This window comes from Methylobacter psychrophilus (assembly GCF_025583945.1).
Lineage (GTDB): Bacteria > Pseudomonadota > Gammaproteobacteria > Methylococcales > Methylomonadaceae > Methylobacter_C > Methylobacter_C psychrophilus.
The window spans coordinates 121065-140576 of record NZ_JAOEGU010000004.1 but is presented as its reverse complement, the minus strand read 5'-3'; the positions used below and the strand labels follow the sequence as shown (position 1 = coordinate 140576).

At 43.1% G+C, this 19512-nt stretch carries 21 protein-coding genes and 1 tRNA gene; 6 read left to right on the top strand and 16 right to left on the bottom strand.

The window, feature by feature from the left end; translation table 11 throughout:
- Positions 1-96 precede the first annotated feature (96 nt).
- The 5 genes from N7974_RS03710 to hemC form a co-directional block, all read right to left on the bottom strand.
- The gene (locus N7974_RS03710) at positions 97-435 is read right to left on the bottom strand and encodes a DUF2147 domain-containing protein (RefSeq protein WP_243221100.1); all 339 of its coding nucleotides are present in this window, start codon (positions 433-435) and stop codon (positions 97-99) included.
- Positions 436-499: 64 nt separating this feature from the next.
- Positions 500-1729 carry a heme biosynthesis HemY N-terminal domain-containing protein gene (locus N7974_RS03705; RefSeq protein WP_262964312.1) on the bottom strand — a complete coding sequence of 410 codons (1230 nt, stop codon included), beginning with the start codon at positions 1727-1729 and terminating at the stop codon, positions 500-502.
- 13 nt (positions 1730-1742) lie between these two features.
- Positions 1743-2990 carry a uroporphyrinogen-III C-methyltransferase gene (locus N7974_RS03700; RefSeq protein WP_243221098.1) on the bottom strand — a complete coding sequence of 416 codons (1248 nt, stop codon included), beginning with the start codon at positions 2988-2990 and terminating at the stop codon, positions 1743-1745.
- The gene (locus tag N7974_RS03695) at positions 2978-3769 is read right to left on the bottom strand and encodes a uroporphyrinogen-III synthase (RefSeq protein WP_262964311.1); all 792 of its coding nucleotides are present in this window, start codon (positions 3767-3769) and stop codon (positions 2978-2980) included. The genes N7974_RS03700 and N7974_RS03695 overlap by 13 nt, the downstream gene beginning before the upstream one ends.
- The gene (gene hemC / locus N7974_RS03690; protein WP_243221096.1) at positions 3766-4692 is read right to left on the bottom strand and encodes a hydroxymethylbilane synthase; all 927 of its coding nucleotides are present in this window, start codon (positions 4690-4692) and stop codon (positions 3766-3768) included. Before hemC ends, N7974_RS03695 begins: the two co-directional genes overlap by 4 nt.
- Before the next feature lie 244 nt (positions 4693-4936).
- Here hemC and pdxA point away from each other — a divergent pair, with 244 nt between their 5' ends.
- From pdxA to N7974_RS03675, 3 genes are all read left to right on the top strand, one after another.
- Positions 4937-5932, top strand: coding sequence for a 4-hydroxythreonine-4-phosphate dehydrogenase PdxA (pdxA, locus tag N7974_RS03685; RefSeq protein WP_262964310.1), 996 nt, complete (start codon positions 4937-4939; stop codon positions 5930-5932).
- A 1-nt stretch (position 5933) separates the two neighbouring features.
- On the top strand, positions 5934-6719 hold the full coding sequence (rsmA, locus tag N7974_RS03680; RefSeq protein ID WP_262964309.1) for a 16S rRNA (adenine(1518)-N(6)/adenine(1519)-N(6))-dimethyltransferase RsmA: 786 nt from the start codon (positions 5934-5936) through the stop codon (positions 6717-6719).
- Positions 6720-7258: 539 nt separating this feature from the next.
- Positions 7259-7744 carry an EVE domain-containing protein gene (locus N7974_RS03675; RefSeq protein ID WP_262964308.1) on the top strand — a complete coding sequence of 162 codons (486 nt, stop codon included), beginning with the start codon at positions 7259-7261 and terminating at the stop codon, positions 7742-7744.
- A gap of 175 nt (positions 7745-7919) precedes the next feature.
- Here the strand turns inward: N7974_RS03675 and N7974_RS03670 are convergent, their stop codons facing one another.
- The 4 genes from N7974_RS03670 to uvrC form a co-directional block, all read right to left on the bottom strand.
- Entirely contained in the window at positions 7920-8105 is a 186-nt protein-coding gene (locus N7974_RS03670) for a hypothetical protein (protein WP_262964307.1), read from the bottom strand.
- A 26-nt stretch (positions 8106-8131) separates the two neighbouring features.
- Positions 8132-8731, bottom strand: coding sequence for a TetR/AcrR family transcriptional regulator (locus tag N7974_RS03665; protein ID WP_262964306.1), 600 nt, complete (start codon positions 8729-8731; stop codon positions 8132-8134).
- A gap of 179 nt (positions 8732-8910) precedes the next feature.
- Positions 8911-9474 carry a CDP-diacylglycerol--glycerol-3-phosphate 3-phosphatidyltransferase gene (gene pgsA, locus N7974_RS03660; protein WP_262964305.1) on the bottom strand — a complete coding sequence of 188 codons (564 nt, stop codon included), beginning with the start codon at positions 9472-9474 and terminating at the stop codon, positions 8911-8913.
- Positions 9458-11305 (bottom strand): excinuclease ABC subunit UvrC, encoded by a 1848-nt coding sequence (uvrC, locus tag N7974_RS03655; RefSeq protein WP_262964304.1) that lies wholly within the window; start codon positions 11303-11305, stop codon positions 9458-9460. The genes pgsA and uvrC overlap by 17 nt, the downstream gene beginning before the upstream one ends.
- 356 nt (positions 11306-11661) lie before the next feature.
- On the opposite strand from uvrC, the gene N7974_RS03650 reads away from it, so the two are divergent.
- The 3 genes from N7974_RS03650 to N7974_RS03640 all read left to right on the top strand — a co-directional run bounded on the left by N7974_RS03650 (position 11662) and on the right by N7974_RS03640 (position 14763).
- Positions 11662-12471, top strand: a complete 810-nt coding sequence (locus tag N7974_RS03650; protein ID WP_262964303.1) for a spermine/spermidine synthase domain-containing protein — start codon at positions 11662-11664, stop codon at positions 12469-12471.
- A complete protein-coding gene (locus tag N7974_RS03645; protein ID WP_262964302.1) occupies positions 12468-14636 on the top strand; it encodes a YgiQ family radical SAM protein in 2169 nt (722 codons plus the stop codon). The genes N7974_RS03650 and N7974_RS03645 overlap by 4 nt, the downstream gene beginning before the upstream one ends.
- Positions 14637-14687: 51 nt before the next feature.
- A tRNA-Thr gene (locus N7974_RS03640) sits at positions 14688-14763 on the top strand.
- Between the two features lie 60 nt (positions 14764-14823).
- On the opposite strand, the gene N7974_RS03635 is transcribed toward N7974_RS03640, so the two are convergent.
- The 7 genes from N7974_RS03635 to N7974_RS03605 all read right to left on the bottom strand — a co-directional run bounded on the left by N7974_RS03635 (position 14824) and on the right by N7974_RS03605 (position 19508).
- The gene (locus N7974_RS03635; protein WP_262964301.1) at positions 14824-15594 is read right to left on the bottom strand and encodes a tyrosine-type recombinase/integrase; all 771 of its coding nucleotides are present in this window, start codon (positions 15592-15594) and stop codon (positions 14824-14826) included.
- A 149-nt stretch (positions 15595-15743) separates the two neighbouring features.
- Positions 15744-16070 (bottom strand): hypothetical protein, encoded by a 327-nt coding sequence (locus tag N7974_RS03630; protein WP_262964300.1) that lies wholly within the window; start codon positions 16068-16070, stop codon positions 15744-15746.
- Positions 16071-16375: 305 nt separating this feature from the next.
- Positions 16376-17311 carry a tyrosine-type recombinase/integrase gene (locus tag N7974_RS03625; protein WP_262964299.1) on the bottom strand — a complete coding sequence of 312 codons (936 nt, stop codon included), beginning with the start codon at positions 17309-17311 and terminating at the stop codon, positions 16376-16378.
- A 169-nt stretch (positions 17312-17480) separates the two neighbouring features.
- The gene (locus N7974_RS03620; protein WP_262964298.1) at positions 17481-17885 is read right to left on the bottom strand and encodes a DUF2787 domain-containing protein; all 405 of its coding nucleotides are present in this window, start codon (positions 17883-17885) and stop codon (positions 17481-17483) included.
- A 135-nt stretch (positions 17886-18020) separates the two neighbouring features.
- Positions 18021-18515 carry a RadC family protein gene (gene radC, locus N7974_RS03615; protein ID WP_262964297.1) on the bottom strand — a complete coding sequence of 165 codons (495 nt, stop codon included), beginning with the start codon at positions 18513-18515 and terminating at the stop codon, positions 18021-18023.
- A 136-nt stretch (positions 18516-18651) separates the two neighbouring features.
- Entirely contained in the window at positions 18652-19182 is a 531-nt protein-coding gene (locus tag N7974_RS03610; protein ID WP_262964296.1) for a hypothetical protein, read from the bottom strand.
- Positions 19179-19508 carry a type I restriction endonuclease subunit M gene (locus tag N7974_RS03605; RefSeq protein ID WP_262964295.1) on the bottom strand — a complete coding sequence of 110 codons (330 nt, stop codon included), beginning with the start codon at positions 19506-19508 and terminating at the stop codon, positions 19179-19181. Before N7974_RS03605 ends, N7974_RS03610 begins: the two co-directional genes overlap by 4 nt.
- Between the last annotated feature and the right edge of the window lie 4 nt (positions 19509-19512).

Genomic DNA, 19512 nt, shown 5'->3' with positions numbered 1-19512 from the left:
ACATCCCGGTTTAAATTGGTAGTCGAATTAACAATTTGGGAGCGTGCATAACGCATTAAAGCGGTATTCACATTTTGATCGATTCAGACGGAATGACTATATTTCTTTTTTCCAATAGATCGTTTTAGAAAACAAGCCTTTTGTTGCGACAATTTTAAGATTATTACCTTCCAAGAAGAGTTCGCAATCAGCGGTTACTTCTTTTATTGGGTTAAATACGGTAGCAGTCCATTTACCGTCAGAAAATTTGACATCGTTTAATATAACCACTTTTTTGTCTATTGCTTCACCGATAAAACCGGCACCCACTTTAGTAATAACAACGTCCTTTCCCTCGGCGGTTTTCCATGTTCCGGCAAAGTTATCATCGGCCCCTTGGGCAAAACAGACTGCACTGGTTAAAAATACCAATAAAAATGCCACGATTGCTTTCATTTTTTTATGCCTCATAATTTTTTGTGTTTGATTGAAAAAGCGTCATTAATATACTACAAAATTATTATGATACCGTATCTATTCGACTGACAATTTCACTGGACGCCAATTCCAAACCACTCTTATAACACTTGAATGCGTTATCTTTATCGCCTTGTGCAAACAACAAATCACCCAATAATTGATAAGCCTGAACGGTAGGTTCTGCAGCGATACTTTTAGCGAGATAACTTTCAGCTTTAAAGGTGTCGTCACATTTAATGGCCAAGTTACCGAGAACCGCTAACAACACGGCATTTTCTTGATGTACATAAGACCATTTTTCAGCGGTTTCAAGCTGCTTGGCAACATCATTCGACTGAATGCTTCCGAACAATACCACTAAGGTTTCATCCCAGGCAACGGATAAAGTACCGGCCAGCTCGTTTTCAATCTCGGCACCTGCCCCGGCATCAATCATTGCGGCAAAATAGATAGCCGAAATACCTGCCATGGCTTTTATATACTTGGGAACTTCTGACCATAATGCTTGAATTTCTTCAATCTTGCCTTTTTCAGCAGACTGTTTTAGCAACTCACTAAAGGCCTCGGTTTCCAGTAACTTTACTTCGGCCTCCATCAAAATTTTATTAGTATGCAACGAAGGAATGAGTTTTCTTATCCCTTGCCAGTCGCCTACCTGCTGATAAGTTTGATGCAATAGCTTTAAAACGCTGGCATGCGTCGGGTCAATGGAATGTAATCGGGTCAAGGTTTCCAAGGCCTGCTCAAACTGATTCCCGGATAAATTCAGTTCGGCTTGCGTAAGACCTATAACCACACTGGAATCAGGTGCCTGATCAGTAGCTGTTCTTAAATACTCATCTCTTTTATCAAATGCACCACGCGATTGGGCGGCTCTTGCGGCAGTCAAATAATGAATTAACGGCGCACCACTATGAGATGCGTGTTTAATTAAAATATTTTCCGCTTTTTCCCAATTACCTTCTGCAGAGTCAACCAAACCAGCAATCAATGCTTCTTGAGAGCGGTTAAATTTAATATTTTTACCACGACTCTGCATTTGCCCGGGCAATCTGAACAACCAACCCAAAACACGGAAGAATAGATACAACACAAAAAAACCAAATATCTGGCTAACTGCAAAAACTACAAGCGATGTTTCCAGCGACCAATGCCCAATACCAATCAGTACATAGCCGGGATTATCATATTGTTGTAACCAGTAATTGACAAAAAATGCCAAGACAACTGTGGCAATAAGGGGACCTAGAAAATAAAATAATTTTTTCATTATATATTCTCTATTATTGCGCCGCAGGTACTGCTTCAGAGGGAACGATTACTTCAGTCGGCTTCGTTGATTCAATTTTCTCAACAGGTACAACTATTTCAGTTGGCTTGACGGCATCAACATTCTCTACCGGCACAACTGTTTCAGCGGGTTGCATACTTTTATCTGTTTCTATTCTCAGCTTGGTAATATCCCTGAGCATTTTTAACGATAAGCTGATGTCAGGAAACTGGCTGCGAATTTTAATAGTAGTAAATCTATCCAACTCGGCAATAAAATTATTCACCTCTACATCCTTGGTGAAATGCTCTTCTGTCCATTTTTTTGCATCTGCCAGACCGGAATGAAAAAGTCCTTCATTATGCTGAACCAGGGCAATTTTTACCATTTCCAGCTTTACTCTTAATTGCTCTTTAATAAATTGCGCTTCTTCGGGTGTCAGTATTTCTTTAACTTCATGTTCTGAGTGTCTGATGGTGACGATGCCTTCCAGTTGATCCATGGCTGAATCAATCATACCTTGATCTGCTGTTGCTTCACCAGATGGCTCCTTTTCTGCAACAGGCGGTGTAAAAGCTTTACCTGTGTAAGGCAAAAACAAGACTAATTTATCAACCCGATCTTGCATAGCCTGAATTGCCGCATAAATACCCACAACATCAGGCACGTTAACTCTCTTGACCACGTCAATTTCTTTGGCAATCTGTTCCCGTACTTTAAATGCACCAACATCTCCGCTTTCTCTTAAGCGCTGATCGGCTGCTTCTAATGCTTCACGTGTGGTATTAACATCACCGATTAAATGCAATCGTTCATTGGCAACACTTAATAAATACTCGGCATCGGCGATTAACCAGTCACCACGGGTCTTGCCCAGTTGACGCTGGATTCTGGCAATAGAATCATTCAACTCTTTGCGGGTACTTTCCAATTTTTCGTTGTGTAAGCTGGAGAAGTCAGCAAGTGTTTTGGTAAAGTGAGTATCTTTACCGGCAACAGTAGATTCTATGGTTGCAAGTTGGGACTGAATGGCAACAAGTTGGGACTGATAGTCAGCAATCTGCTTTGACATCTGCCCTTTAACTTCACCACCCAAGCCTTCCTGTTGGCTTCGTAATTGTGTAAAAAAATAAAAACCGGCACCTGCAAGTCCAATAATAATGAGCAGTACAATAATGCCAAACCATAAGCCACTCCGCGATCGCTGGATTTGTTTGGTCTCGCTCAGATCTTGTTCTTGTTGTTCACTCAATTCGGCCACTCTATTCCTCCTGTTACACACATTGATACTGTCTCAAGAATTGCCATATCTGAAGGACTCTGGGTCACTGCAATTCGTTTAAAGCCTAAGTCGGCAGCTATTTGCCTTATTCTGTTACTAACTACCACGAGAGCCACTTCGAACAATCGCTGATGATATTTTTCTGCCAACATGATTAACAAGTTTTGCAAGGCTTCACCACTGGTTATCGTGATGACATCCAACTTATCTTGGGCAATCAATAAACTGACTTGCGAGCTGTCAATATCCGGAATTATTCTTTTATAGACATCCAAATACTCAACAATTGCACCTCTACTGCGTAACGTAACGGCCAATTCTTCACGTCCACCTTTGCCACGAACGATTAAATAATGCTGCCCGGCAATATCCTTCATTTCCGGCATTGCCAGCAATGCCTCGCTATTATAGCCACTTTCAGGTACTAAATCGACCGGCAAGCCAGCCATAGCCAAGGCTTGCGCAGTTGCCTTTCCTATTGCAACAATTCGTATTGACTTAATCTTTTTAATTTTAACATCATCTGAATAGTAACTGTGCATTGTTACTGCATTAGCACTAATAAAAATAAGCCATTGATACCCGTCCAAATGTGTCAGGGTATTGTCTATCTCGCCAGAATTATCCAACGCCGCAATAGCGAGTGTTGGAAACCGTACAGCCACACCACCGCACGCTTCAATTAAATGACTTAAGTTTTCTGCTTGATGTGCCGGACGAGTCACTAATACCTGCGCGCCCTTTAACGATTTAATCAATGAAATAACGCCTGCAAAATTTCATCCGCACCCTGCGCCAGAAGATCTTCAGCAATCCATCGACCGATAACTTCACCCTGATCCAACCCGCCCGAACGTTGCGATCTATACAGCACACTACCATCAGGATTGCCAACTAATCCGCGCATGACTATTTGCCCATCCTGTAATTGCGCAAAACCTGCAATTGGCACTTGGCAACCACCATTCAATCGTGCATTCATCGCTCGCTCGGCAGAAACACAAAGACCCGTTTCTGTATCATGCAACGCACTTAAAATTTTGTTAATTTCCAAATCATCGGTGCGGCATTCTATACCAATGGCACCCTGCCCAATTGCCGGCAGACTCACGTCGGTATCTAGCGATTGCGTAATACGTTTAGTCATACCCAATCTTTTTAAACCGGCTGATGCCAGAATAATTGCATCATAATCACCCGCATCCAGCTTGGCTAATCGGGTATTAACATTACCTCTTAACGGGACAACTTCAGCATCAGGAAATTTTTCTTTAAGCTGGCATTCCCTGCGCAAACTGGACGTGCCAATTCTGGCATTTTTCGGTAAGTCGTTTAACGCTGAGTAACGATTCGATACAAAGGCATCTGTTGGATCTTCGCGAGTCAAAATAGCCGCCAAATGCAAACCGTCAGGAAAATCTACCGGCACATCCTTCATCGAATGCACGGCAATATCAGCCAATCCCTCCAACATGCCTTGCTCCAACTCTTTGACAAACAAGCCCTTGCCGCCAACCTTGGCTAAAGGTGCGTCGAGAATTTTATCGCCCCGCGTCATCATTTTAACCAATTCCGTCCTGACACCTGGAAATGCCAGTACCAATAATTCTGCGACGTGCTCTGCCTGCCACAATGCTAATGGACTCTGACGTGTTGCAATACGAATAATTTTTTCAGCCAAAAGGAAACCTTCATTTTTCAAAAATGGGTTTATTGTAACCTTATTTAACTTAATGGTAAGTTATAGCGCATTAATATTTTGTTTGATTAAACATAAAGCAATCATTCCTTGGAAGTCAATTAGTACTCTATTATCTAATTGCATAATCGTTTTACTGCCCCCTAAAACTTATTCTCGACAGCATTTTTTAAAAAAACTGCGCCATTATGCTGTAAAATTAATTTTTTTTCAGATGACATGGCACATGGCTCTTAATTCCATACAACGCATTGCGTTAACTCCCGGAGAACCTGCCGGCATAGGCCCCGATCTTTGCATCCAACTGGCACAGCAGGATTTACCCTGCCAACTCATCGTAATAGCCAGTCCTGAATTATTGACGCAACGCGCCGAACAGTTAGGCCTGTCTATCCGGCTAAATGAATTTGATCGCTCGCTACCGCCAACAAACCAGAAAGCCGGAAACTTGACGATACTACCTGTTGAACTCTCCGAACCTGCTCAGTGTGGACAAACAAACCTGTTGAACAGCCGTTATGTATTAAAAACAATTACTATAGCAACGAAAGGTTGCATGGATAGGCTTTTTGACGCGATGGTGACGGGGCCTGTCCATAAAGGCATTATCAATGATGCCGGCTTTGTCTTTAGCGGTCATACCGAATATATTGCCGAAATTACCGGCGGACATCCGGTAATGATGTTGGCAACACCAGGCTTGCGGGTTGCCTTGGTGACAACCCACTTACCTCTTGCTGAAGTCAGTCCGGCTATCACTCATACACGCCTGAGAGCCGTCATTCGCATACTGGATCATGATTTACGTACACGCTTTAACCTTGATAATCCAAAAATACTGGTATGTGGGCTTAACCCCCATGCCGGAGAAAATGGTCACCTGGGTCGTGAAGAAATTGACGTTATTGAACCCGTATTGGAAGGCTTTCGCCAGCAAGGCCTGAATCTTCAGGGGCCACTCGCGGCAGATACCTTGTTTACTGCTAAATACCTGGACTCTGCAGATGCCGTGTTAGCCATGTATCATGATCAAGGCTTGCCGGTGCTTAAATACCTGGGCTTTGGAAAAGCGGTCAACATCACGCTGGGACTGCCTATTATCCGTACCTCTGTTGACCATGGCACTGCTTTAGACTTGGCAGGTACTGGCAAAGCCGATATCGGCAGCCTGCAATTTGCGTTGCAAACGGCATTAACAATGGCAACTAACCCTTCTTTATAAAATGACACATACTCCACGCAAACGCTTTGGTCAGAATTTTTTACATGACCATAATATTATTTACAGCATACTTTCCAGCTTACAGGCAAAACCTGGCCAACATTGGGTTGAGATAGGCCCTGGCATGGGAGCGTTAACAGAACCTTTATTACAGCAGAAATTACGTCTTGATGTAGTTGAACTCGACAGGGATCTGGTGGTATTGCTAAAGGACAAATTCAAACAACATGATAATTTGCAAATTTACAGTGCCGATGCCTTAAAATTCGATTTTTCAGCACTGGCTAAAGATAATGAAAAACTCCGTATCATTGGCAATTTACCTTACAACATTTCAACGCCGCTAATGTTTCACTTACTAAATAATGCCTCTTGCATAGAAGACATGCATTTTATGCTGCAAAAAGAAGTCGTTGACCGAATTTGTGCGGCTCCAGGCAGTAAAAAATATGGCAGACTTAGCGTCATGATGCAATATTTCTGTGCAACAGAACTGTTATTTGACGTCCCCCCTGAAAGCTTTGACCCGGCACCTAAAGTCATGTCGGCAATTGTAAGACTGGTACCGCATCAACAACCGCCCGTTAAAGTTAATGATATGACAAAGCTCAATAGAGTCGTCGTACAGGCATTCTCGCAGCGCCGTAAGACATTGCGTAATTCCTTAAAAAAACTCATCGATGAAGATGTTATTATCGCCCTGAACATCGACCCTACATTAAGGGCTGAAGCATTATCACTGAATGATTTTGCAAAATTGAGTAATGTTTTACAAGAAATGCCTTGACCCTGCGACAATATGTCACGCGGCAATATGCCACATTCCCTCTTTTAATTTTTATGGTTATTATAACTGCAACTCTTGAGATGCAAACTTCCTCCTCGGAAATCAGAGCGTTATATCCTTCTTTTAATGCGACCTCATAAGTCGCATTTTTTTTGCCTGCAATTCCATTGTCTCTGCGACAATTTGTCACGCGGCAATATGCCACATTCCCTCTTCTACTCTTTATAGTTATTATAAGACCAACTCTTGAGATGCAAACTTCCTTCCCGGAAATCAGAGCGTTATATCCCTCTTTTAATGCGACCCAATCAGTCGCATTTTTTTTGCCTGATGTTTTTTCTCAAAAAACATTTTGACAGACAAAACCAGTTATACTTCTCCGTATTGACTGGTATCAAAAAAAAACCATTATTCAATTCAACTCAAAACTAAATTACAACCCGCTATTTTCGGACAGCCTTCTAGTAGCATAGCTTATAAACGCTAACTTACTATCAAACTTGGAATTATTTATATTTACCCCCCCCTATGAGAACACCATGAACTACTGGCTAATGAAATCAGAACCTGATGTGTTTGGCATTAATGATCTTTACAACAAGCCAAACCGGACCGAGCATTGGGATGGCGTGCGTAATTATCAAGCCAGAAACATGATGAGGGATGCCATGAAACTGGGTGACCACGTATTTTTTTATCATTCAAACTGCGACCAACCTGGCATTGTTGGAATTATGGAAGTCGCTAAGGAGGGTTATCCTGACTTTACTGCCTTTGATCCTGATGATAGCCATTTTGATCCTAAAAGCGATCCCACCCAGCCTCGATGGATAATGGTTGATGTTAAATATGTCAGAACATTATCCCGGACCATTACGCTTAAAGAATTAAAGTCACGCCCCGAATTGACAGGAATGGTGCTGTTAAGGCGAGGTAACCGCTTATCTATAATACCAGTGAGCGAAGAAGAATGGCGGTATATTATTTCGCTAGAGACAACTCAGCCAATTATGGAAGTTTCGTAGTAAAGACTGCAAAACAGTTCAATTCTTATCCCTTGCCGCTTTATGAGTTTGCTTAACTTGAAACACGGACATTGACTTCTCAGTCGACCTTCTTTTTGCTTCTACTTATGAGACACCTATTATGGTATCTGTCGGCATCTAAATTATTTATCTGAGAGATTATCGCTACTTTCTATTACAACGCTTTAGTTTTGATTTTTGCACAGCGAGTGCATTGATAAGCTGTAATCAATTTCCCCTGCTTAACATCAAACTGCTTTTCCTTGAGGATTTCCCATTTATGGAAACCACTACGGCATAAAGTATTACCTTTATGCCGCTGAGCGACGGTTGGTCGTTTAAACTGAACAATATCACCCACGATTTTTCTTTAACTCAAAATCATGCTCATTTTTTGGCAATAGCATTCCATGCCGTTAACCATGTTTGCGACAGATAGGTATCGGCTTTTTTATCCAACGCACCGGTTAATACTGATCGCAAGGTATTATTGATAACGCCAAAGAAATAGGCATTGACCAACTGCGGATCAATATCACGTATTTCACCCACTTTTATGCCCACCTGAATGATTTTAATAATTTTTACAAATGCGGCGGTTTCCATCACCGGTTTCTCTTCGGGTAAAAACTCATTAAGTTTTAAAATCAGCAGAAACTGCATAACATCCGGTGCATCGTCAGTCAGCTTGAAAAATAAATCAACAATGCTACGTAACTGCTCTGAAGGCTTTTCATTTCGGCGCCTGATATCATCAAAAGAAATATTGAAGCTATCAAAAATATTGGTATACAGTTGTGCCGCCATCATGTGCTTATTTTTGAAATGATGATAAATAGCTGAGGTATTTTTCATACCTGTAGCCGCAGCAATATCTACTAACGATGTAGCAAAATACCCTTTTGTGGCAAATAACTTTAAAGCCGCCACTAATATCTCGTCTTGCGTTTCAGCTCTTGGCTGAATAATTTCTATTTCCTGATCCATTTTTTTTGCCGCAGCGTATCAATATGCTGTATCTGAGTGTGTTAAAAAAAAATGGCTTTCAATGTCAGTCAGGGCATTTAACAGTTAGCAGTTAAGCTTTATCATTTACCCCACTAAAAAAGCGGAAAGCCAAAAAATCAAACAGGTTTATCAGTAACAAACCTGAAAGTGTAATATATTTATTTTTCCTTAATGACTGCCAAAGCAGCGCTTAGGTAATTAATCATAGACCATAATGTCAGGACGGCAGAAATATACAGCAAGCCATAGCCAATTAAATTAATGGGCATACCCAATAAATCTTCACGATATAACAACATGCCAATTGATAGCATTTGTGCGGTAGTTTTCCATTTACCTAATTGAGAGACTCTTACTTTTGCTCGTTGGCCGATTTCTGCCATCCATTCCCGCAGTGAAGCAATGGTTATTTCTCTGGCGATAATAATCGCGGCAGGAATCGCCAGGTAAGGCGTCGCTTGCTGTTGAACAATTAAAACCAGTACGATGGCGACCATTAGTTTATCAGCAACAGGATCTAAAAAAGCACCAAAAGGGGTTTCCAGTTGCATTTTTCTGGCAAGGTAGCCATCCAGCCAGTCGGTAAAGCCAGCCAACAAAAAAATCAGGGTACAAGCCAGATTGGAATATTGCCAGGGCAGATAAAAAACCACGGTTAATAACGGAATTAACGCAATTCTTAACAGCGTAAGATTTGTAGGTATGTTAAATTGAATCGTCATCTTGATGATGAAATAGCCCGTAAATTCGTTGTGCCAAATGCCGACTTATGCGGTCCACGCTACAAAGTGCATCTACACTTGCGCATGAAATGCCTTGCAGCCCCCCAAACTGTTTTAATAAAAGCTGTCGTCGCTTGGAACCCAGTCCTGGAATAGTTTCCAAAACTGATTGTTTTGATGCCTTACCGCGACGTAGTCTGTGTCCTGTTATTGCAAACCGGTGTGCCTCATCGCGAATATGCTGTATTAACAGTAAACCGCTGGCACCTGTTGTTATGTCCACGGGCTGCTCCTGATCTACCAGGATAAGTTTTTCCATGCCGGGTTTTCTATCAGGTCCCTTTGAAACGCCGACTATCATAACATTGTTTATGTCTAATTCTGCTAATGCCTTTTGTGCTTCATGCACCTGACCTTTACCGCCGTCAATAAACAAGATATCAGGTGCCTCATGCTCGCCCTGCTTCAGACGTTTAAAGCGCCTGAAAACCGCTTGGTGAATAGCCGCATAATCATCACCCCCGGTTATACCTGATATATTAAAGCGACGATAAGCTGATTTTACCGGGCCATCCCTATCAAAAACCACACAGGATGCAACCGTCTGATCGCCTTGTGTGTGACTAATATCAAAGCACTCCAGACGCTTGGGTAAATCTTTACAACCTAATTCCTCTTGTAGACTAAGAAACCGGTCATAAATACCCTGTTTATCTGACAACTTGCTTAGCAATGAATTCTCAGCATTCGTCCCTGCCATTTGCAGCCACTTTAAGCGCTCGCCTCTGACGCTGGAAGAAATGCTCACAGGATGCTTTATCTGACTGGCTAAAACCTCGATCAGTAATGCAGCCTCTTCCGGTTCATGACTAACTATTAGTTCATAAGGTACGGGTTTATCAAGATAATATTGCGGGATAAAAGCTTGCAAGATAGCCGCAGGCTCATATTCATCAGTCACTTTCGGAAAAAAGACTTTATTACCTAAATGCTGGCCATTACGGATAAAAAACACTTGAACACAGGCGACGCTGCCTCTGCTGGCACAGGCAATAATATCAACATCGCCCTTTTCTCCGTGAACAAAATGTTTTTCCAATACCGAACGCAACCTTGCAATCTGATCCCTAAATCCGGCAGCTTGCTCAAAATCAAGACTAGCCGCAGCGGTTTCCATATTAATAATCAACTGATCAATCAGCAAGCTTCCCTTGCCCTCTAGAAACATTACCGTACTTTCAACATCCAGCGCATAGTTTTTTTTGTCAATAAGCCCTACACAAGGTGCAGTGCAACGCTCTATCTGATATTGCAAACAAGGCCGGGTACGGTTGTTATAAAAAGCATCATCACATTGCCGGATTGGAAACAATCTTTGCAGTAATTTAAGACTTTCTCTAACCGCTCCCGAACTGGGATAAGGACCAAAATAGCGGCCTTTTTTATTCTTGGCACCACGGTGAATGGTAATTTGCGGAAAGTCTTGCTCACTGGACAAAAATACATAGGGAAAGGACTTATCGTCCCTGAGACAAATATTATAACGAGGCTTGTGCCGTTTTATTTGCTGACATTCCAGCAATAAGGCCTCGCCTTCAGTATGGGTAATAGTCACTTCAATGGCAGCCACTTTAGTCACCATGACCTGTTGCTTAATTGACGCGGCTTGTTTTTTAAAATAACTGGAAACGCGATTTTTAAGGTTTTTAGCTTTACCTATATAAATAATCTCGCCCTTGTCATTTAGCATCGTATAAATGCCTGGACGCGTAGTTAGATTTTTTAAAAAGGCAGCACTGTCAAAACTGCTTTCTGAGATTTCGGAACCCACTTTTTATCCTGAAAATACTGCCCAACAAAATCGTCAATACTATCATCATAAATAAAACAGGGTACCAATGAAATAATAACAATGGTTTAAAGTGCACATAAATTAATGTAGTCAAAATGACTTTATGTTGACGATCGACAACATAATCCCAATCTCTATAGTGCTCGCATGACGAGATAAAGCGTATGTTGCTTATAAAATCCCGTTTAAAAACACATGATCTACCTGCATGAAAATGCCTATAACCCTTCAAATCAAGTGCTTTATAAATAAATAAATATAAACAAATACAGTCAGTTAAAAGCAATCCTCGTGTATAATAATTATTTATGATTTAGAAAATTACAAGCTTTACTATGTACAAATATGAAGGCCTGCTTATCCACGAAAGTCACGATGATGAGGGGATTATAGAAATAATCGAGTGTAAGGGGGTCAGATCCTTACATTTTGGCTCGCATCCGCGACAAAGCAGCATGTTATTAACTGACCCTGATAAGCTTGAGTTAAATTATGTTCGGGCAATGACCAGTTGGTTGCTGTTCAAGCCTATCCTGGATGACGACGCACTGGTTGTCGGCTTAGGTGGTGGCTCTTTAACCAAACATTTACTTGAGCATTTTCCGGATTGCCGCTTAAAAGTAGTTGAGTACAGAAAAAGCGTGGTTAAAATTGCCCGTAGTTATTTTGGGTTACCGTTGGATTCCCGATTAAAAATTATAGTTGATGATGGGGGTGACTATATACGCCAACGCGCAGAATCCAATCGGGAACACTACAGTTTATTGTTTTTAGATGCATTTGATCATGAAGGCATGGCTTCTTCAATTTGTAATGAGGCTTTTTTTGATGCTTGCCAAGCCTTGTTAAAGAAAGACGGCATACTGGTCATCAATCTTTGGGGCGGCACCAGTAATCCCGAGTTCCAGCAAGTATCCCAGTGGTTGGCACGCGTTTTTAACTGGCAAGTTTTATTCCTGCCGGTTCGGGATAGAGGCAATATCATTGCTTTTGCCTTTAATAATTATGCACCGCTTTTTTCCCTGAAAGAACTAAGAACCAATGCTCTGGTTCTTGAGCAAAAATACCAAATTGAATTTCCGACTTTTTTGAAAGACCTTAAAAGACATAACGCCAGCACCTTTAATAAAGTGATAAAACCATGACTTCCACTGCCTTACAAACCGAACCTAATCTTTTCAGTTACCGTAAATACTGGGCGCAACGCTTTGGTGTAGCCCCTGTTTTACCAATGAGCAGATCTGAAATGGATGAACTTGGCTGGGATAGTTGCGATGTTATTCTTGTCACTGGCGATGCCTACATTGATCACCCCAGCTTTGGTATGGCATTAATAGGACGTTTACTGGAAGCACAAGGCTTTAGAGTGGGAATTATCTCTCAGCCAGACTGGACCAGTGCCGTTGATTTTAGCAAACTGGGCCGCCCCAATTTATTTTTTGGAGTAACCGGTGGCAACATGGACTCCATGGTTAACCGCTACACCTCCGATAAAAAAATTCGTTCAAATGATGCTTATACAGCCAATGGTGCGGCAGGAAAGCGCCCCGACCGCGCCGTCAATGTTTATTCGCACCGCTGCCGGGAAGCTTACAAAGAGGTACCGATTATTATTGGCGGCATAGAAGCCAGTTTACGACGCATAGCCCATTACGATTACTGGTCTGATAAGGTACGTAAATCAGTATTGCTGGATTCCAAGGCAGATTTGCTGGTCTATGGTAATGCGGAACGGCAAATTGTTGAAATCGCTCATCGCTTGGCTCACGGGGAAGCTATCTCCGAACTGAAAGGCATACGTGGTACAGTACATTTTGTTAAACAGATACCCGAAGGCTGGATCGTTAAAAACTCTACTGATATTGATAAGCCTGGCGCACTAAGCCCTATACAGAATCCTTATCAGGAAGAGCCTGCCTGCGATAAAAAATCTGATGATAGTGATCCCAATGAAAAAGTGATTTCGCTCTCCAGCGTCGTAATGCTTAAGCAATTGATCAGAGACCAGCGCTCTCAAACTGTTATTCGCATTCCTGATTATGACGCCGTAAAAGACGATCCTATATTGTATGCCCACGCCTCAAGGGTGATGCATGGTGAAACCAATCCGGGTAATGCGCGTCCGTTAATTCAACAACACGGTACACGCCAAGTCTGGATTAACCCGCCACCTATTCCGCTAACGACCAAAGAAATGGATGGCGTTTTTGATCTGCCCTATTCACGCGTGCCTCACAAAGAATATGGCAATGCTAATGTACCGGCTTTTGAAATGATTCAACATTCGGTCAACATCATGCGTGGCTGTTTTGGTGGCTGTACTTTTTGTTCCATCACTGAACATGAAGGGCGCATTATTCAAAGCCGTTCCGAAGATTCCATTATTCGGGAAATCGAAGCGATCCGTGATACATCACCCGCTTTTACCGGTCATATTTCTGATTTGGGTGGCCCCACAGCCAATATGTATCGACTGGCCTGCAAAGATGAAAAGATTGAAGCCGCATGTCGCAAGCCATCTTGTGTTTACCCAGGCATTTGCCCTAATCTGAATACTGATCACACACCGTTAATTAAACTCTATCGTAGAGCTCGGGCATTGCCAGGCATCAAAAAGATCTTTATTGCTTCCGGTCTCCGTTATGATTTAGCCGTTGAATCGCCTGAATACGTTAAAGAACTGGTTACCCATCATGTCGGCGGCTACCTTAAAATTGCTCCCGAACATACCGAACAAGGACCGTTATCAAAAATGATGAAGCCGGGCATGGGTACTTATGACCGCTTTAAAGAAATGTTTGACAAATACTCCAAAGAAGCGGGTAAAGAGCAATATCTGATCCCTTATTTTATCGCCGCTCACCCCGGCACTACCGATATCGATATGCTTAACCTGGCTTTATGGTTAAAACGTAACGGCTTTAGAGCCGATCAGGTCCAGGCATTCTTACCATCGCCCATGTCCATCGCCACTGCGATGTATCATTCCGGTAAAGATACGCTACGTAAAGTCAGTCGTACGGCTGAAGACATGCCGATACCAAAGACCATCAAACAACGTCGCCTGCATAAAGCCTTCCTGCGCTATCATGATCCTAAAAATTGGCCGTTATTACGTGATGCCTTAAATGCCATGGGTCGCAATGATTTGATAGGAAATGGCAAGCACCATTTAATTCCAACCTACCAACCTAAAGGCACTGTTGAATCGTCAGGCAAGATCCAGCAGTTTAAAACCAAATATACAGGTCTTGATAACCGAAGCCCAAAAAGCTTTGGCAAAAACAAAACAACAGGAAAACAAAAATAAGTAACAAATTACTTTGCAAAGTAATTTTATAATGTATAATAGCCTTTCTTTGCTGGTGTAGCTCAGTTGGTAGAGCAGCTGATTTGTAATCAGCCGGTCAGGAGTTCGAATCCCCTCACTAGCTCCAAAGAATACTAAAGGAAATCAATAGGTTACAACACCTTTGATTTCCTTTTTTTATGCCTGTTTAAAATGTTGCGTGACTTTTGCGTGTTTTGATTACGCAGACCTTTTCAGCCGCAGCGATCAGATTCCCCAATTCCGCCGACGAATAATGCGTCGTGATCCTGCTTGACTTGTGACCCAATAAATCCTGCCTATCTTCAAACGATACATTCTCTGCTCTCAAGCGCCGCCCGAAGGTATGCTTCAGGTCATGAATTCTCACTTGCGTAAGCCCCACACGTTTTCTTGCCTTCTGCCAGGCCGAATTATTCATAGCCAGAACGCGATGGTCTTTATAGGTAAAGACAAACTCAGAATGCTGCCCTCGTAACTGATCAATCACCGCCTTTGCCTCACTGTTTAAAATAACCACGCGTCGGGTTCTATTTTTTACGGTATGGGCCGGTATTACAAAAATACTGGTATTGAGCTCTGGAATGCGTTCCTCCCATTCCCAACGCAAAGAACACACCTCTTGCTCTCTACATCCGGTATTCACCTTAAATAAAGCCATCTTGACCAAGTGCTCAGGCAACTCATTAAACAGCCGAGTTTGCTCCTCCCGTGACATTGGGTAGGGCTCCCTGGCATCATGCTGTGTAAGTAACTTGATCTTCGGTGGAGTTACCATCCAAGTCAAGCCATATTCATCTCGCCATTCCAATGCCGCCAGATTTAAAATATGTCTGACAGCCTGTAAAGCATAGTTAATTGTTCTATTCTTAACACCTTGCATCCGGCGCATTTCAATATAGGCTTGCAAAGTTCCCATATGTACCAACTCTAAGCTCATGTCTCCAATATACTCGTCCAGTAACCTTAGATGTAACGCATCGTCCTTAAGGCTCGCTTTTTGTGACTCCAATAAATACTTAGTTGCGGCCTCTCTGAAAGTTCTCTTCGGACGAACGCCATAAACCGTTGCCTGCCGATTTTCTTCCATTAAGTGCGCGAGGAAGCTTTCGGCTTCTTCTTGGTCACTTGTGCCAGTGCTTTGGCAAACGCGTCGACCTTTGATGACTTTGTCGATGTGCCAGAGCTCGCCCCTTTTAATGAGCCCAGATGTTTTTTTGCGTCCCATGATGTTTTCTCCAATTTGCGTGTGCCGGGTTTACTACTACGACTCTTTAAGTCGTCAACCCAGGCTTCTAATTCAAGGCGGTCAAAAGCAATACCCGTGTCACCGATTGTCATCTCGGTTAGCAAGGGTCGTACTTCTGCATTAAAAAGGTTTTTGTTCATTCCAATATAGAACGGCGCATCTCTCATGCGTAGTAGCCTTGGAAGAGGGCGATCGAAATTTTTAGGTTTTTTTAGTGGCATAACGGCATCTCATAATTATTGATGCTACTTATTTACAGTTTTCAAAAATCAGCACTTACCCCACTGTTTTTACGATGTTTTTAGAAAACAGTGATTTACCAAAATAAAAACATCGTGTTTTTTCGGTAACTTTTTTTATGGTTTTTATATTTCGGATGATGTTTTTGGCGCGGCAAATCATGTCAAAAATACTGCTTTGCCGATTTTGCCAAAGGTGTTTTTATGCGATTTTTTTTGACTGTTGGTAGCACTTAAAAGCAAAAATTTGCCATTGCTTGCCGTTGGGTTTTGATATGTCGCCGATCATAAAGCGCCGTTGTCTGAATATGCTCGTGTCCTGCTAATTGCCGAGCAGTATTAAAGTCAACGCCTTGCTCTAGCAGTCGAGTGACAAACGTGCGACGAAGATCGTGAGGTGAGCAAGGTTCGATTCCCGCCTCCCTGGCTCGGCGCTTTACAATGCCGTAAATACGTAACGCACTGAGTCGTTGGGTCAAGTGATACTCTCCATCTTTGCTTATATGGCAAAACATCGGGCCAGGTGAAGAACCACGGTATTGAAGCCATTGCCTTATATAAGCTCTGGCGGCAGTTGGTAGCATTAATTCACGCTGGCGCTGACCTTTGCCTTCACGCACAATAAGTTGCCCATTACGACGGCAGTAATCGTCCCTGTTTAAGCTGGACAGCTCACTGCGGCGTAATCCGGCATAGGCTAAAACTGCTAAAATAGCGACATCACGAATACCCCGTTGAGGATCACTTTGACAGGCTTTGAATAAACGGGTGACCTCAATCGCGCGCAACTGACGACCAGCAGGCAGGATTTTTCCAGGAATACGGCCAATGGACTGAATACGTTGCCAGTCCAGTGCCGGAAAGTGGCCTGATAAAAAGCCTGACTTCAAGACACCCCGAATGGCAGCCAGAGTGGTGTTGATGGTATTAGGTGACTTATTGGTTTGTCGTAATGCAGCGCGAATGCAGGCAACCTGCTCATAACGTAATGTTAGCCACGGCATCTGCTCCAAAGTGCCCGGCCATTTGTTCAATAAGGCCACTTGCTGCAATAATGAGCGCATAGAGCGTCGGCCACTGGGCGCCAAATTACCGAGATAGAGCGTCAATGCAACACAAGACGGTGACTGTTGATGTCGTGTACGTGCTGATGCCGTTACGCGTGTCATGACGCCCCCCCTTGGCGGCAATGGGGCCAGCTTATAGGTATGTTAATGTATATTAAAACGCCTGTGGTTAACGGTTGTTTACTCTGTTTGCCTTGGGCTGCATTCATAGCCTGCTCTCCTGGAAGCTTGATGGGTAGTATTAATGAGGGCGACGATCTGTCCATTGATTTCAAAGCTCTTCAACAGTGACGGTAAAAACCTTGCTCTGGTAATAGGCGCAGAAATTGCTCTGCCATATTCTGAATAAACCTTTGCCTTGAACGATGGGGTAGTCACGGCCCATCTGTTGGAATAGGCCGTGACTCAAATCAAAGTCTAATTCTTTAACTAATTCCGCATAATGACCATCACCCACATAGGCGAAGTCAGTGAGGTATTTAAAGCAGCCATTTTCATCGATATAAATTTCTACCGGGTGATAGCCGCCGCTTTCGGCGCTGTAGTCAGGGTCTCGAAAATTGAAGATACAACCTGAGGAAATATCGACCTCGCTGTGCAGCTGGATTTCTTTGTTGAGGATCAAGATCAGTTTGTTACTGATAGCTAATGGATAACCGGTTTGTTGAATAATCATGTGTAACTCCCATGGCAAAGCACAACGAAAGGCAATTGCTTGCTCGCTGGCTCTGATGTTGTAGATTGAATTGGAAAGGGTGAAGATCTTAGCTGTGTTGCAGTGTTATAGGACTTACTTTTTTCTAAAGTCAGGTCATAACAGGCCATGCTCGGCAAACGAAAAATGCTCTGTACCACCGATAATGAAATGATCCAGAACCCTGATATCAACCAAACTTAATACTCTGATTAACCGGCTGGTGATAGATCGATCCGCCTCGCTGGGCTCGGGTAAGCCAGAGGGATGGTTATGAGCGAGAATAAGCGCCTTAGCGTTTAGCTTCAGAGCTCGCTTCAGCACCTCCCGTGGATAAACGTTAGCACTATCGATAGTGCCTTTAAAACAGCATTCAGCTTTTATAACCCGGTGTTGGTTGTCGAGGAAAATACAATAAAATACCTCGCGCTCTAAGAGTGCCAGCTCCAGTATTAAAAAGTCACGGGTTGCCTCGGGACTAGTCAGGGCCTGCCCTCGCACGAATTTGCTCTTGATTAGCTTTTTTGCCATGGACACTATTTCGGCGGTGGTAACGGGACGCAGGACCTCAAAATGGCCTGATGTTTCATTGACGTGAAAGGGATTAGTCATGGGGTTTTCTCTTAGCAATGGACGCGACTAACCCTGAGCAGAGTTGCTCATCGGGTAGTCACGTCCTAATTAAGGTTATTGGTCAGTCAGCCGGAATAAAGGCATTTGACCTGGATGTCTGACAGAAGTCGAAGCCTTAGCTTTTGGTGTAGAGCGTTTCGATGTCCTTCAGAATATCGCTGATGTTGAACAGGACGCGGCGCAGAGTCTTCTCGGTATGCTTACGGGGATCAATGCGTCTAACTGTCTCGCGTAGCTCCGTCACCAGCTCAATCAGCTCTGACGACAAATCACCGGTAGCAGCACCACGACCGGTCTTTGAAGACTTGGTAACCTGCTCAGTCTGCTGGGGCTGTTCGGCCTGCTGGGGCTGGGTGACTACATCTGTTTTTGTTTCTGGATTAACCGGTAAAGTTTCGGTTACTGCTTTTGATTCCATTGATGCTGTTGCTTTTTTCTGAGTCATGTTGGTATCTCTAAATAGGTTTAATTGAAACGAACGAGAGAAGTTCTCGGTCGGTGGACGTTGCGCATTGTTTACTGAGTAGCACCGGCTTAATGCTATTTGCATAATATTAACGGCAGTATTCACAGGTATTTCTGTTAACGAATATTCGCAGGCGACGGTTAGGCAGTCACCCAATGGTCTATTGGCTTTGCCTATCAATACTCCTCAGGCAGCAAAATGGTGGTTACGCTCTGATCTGCCTCGGTAATGATCCATATCTTGCAGGGCGATAACGACTGATCTCCAGATAATGGCGGCGGCACTACGTAGGCTGAAAAAATACGTGTACCATCCTTAAGCGCCTCATTGTTAGCCCGAGCATCTTCGATACATAAGTCTCCCCAGTCACCGATTACATGACGTGTTAATAACTGGAATGGGTTGGCTTGGTAACGTTGCAAGATCTCTTGCGCGGCCGGCGTGTAACACAGTTGCCCGAGTTCAAAGAGTGGCGATTGTGCGGGTGGTTTTGATGTCATATCCATGCTT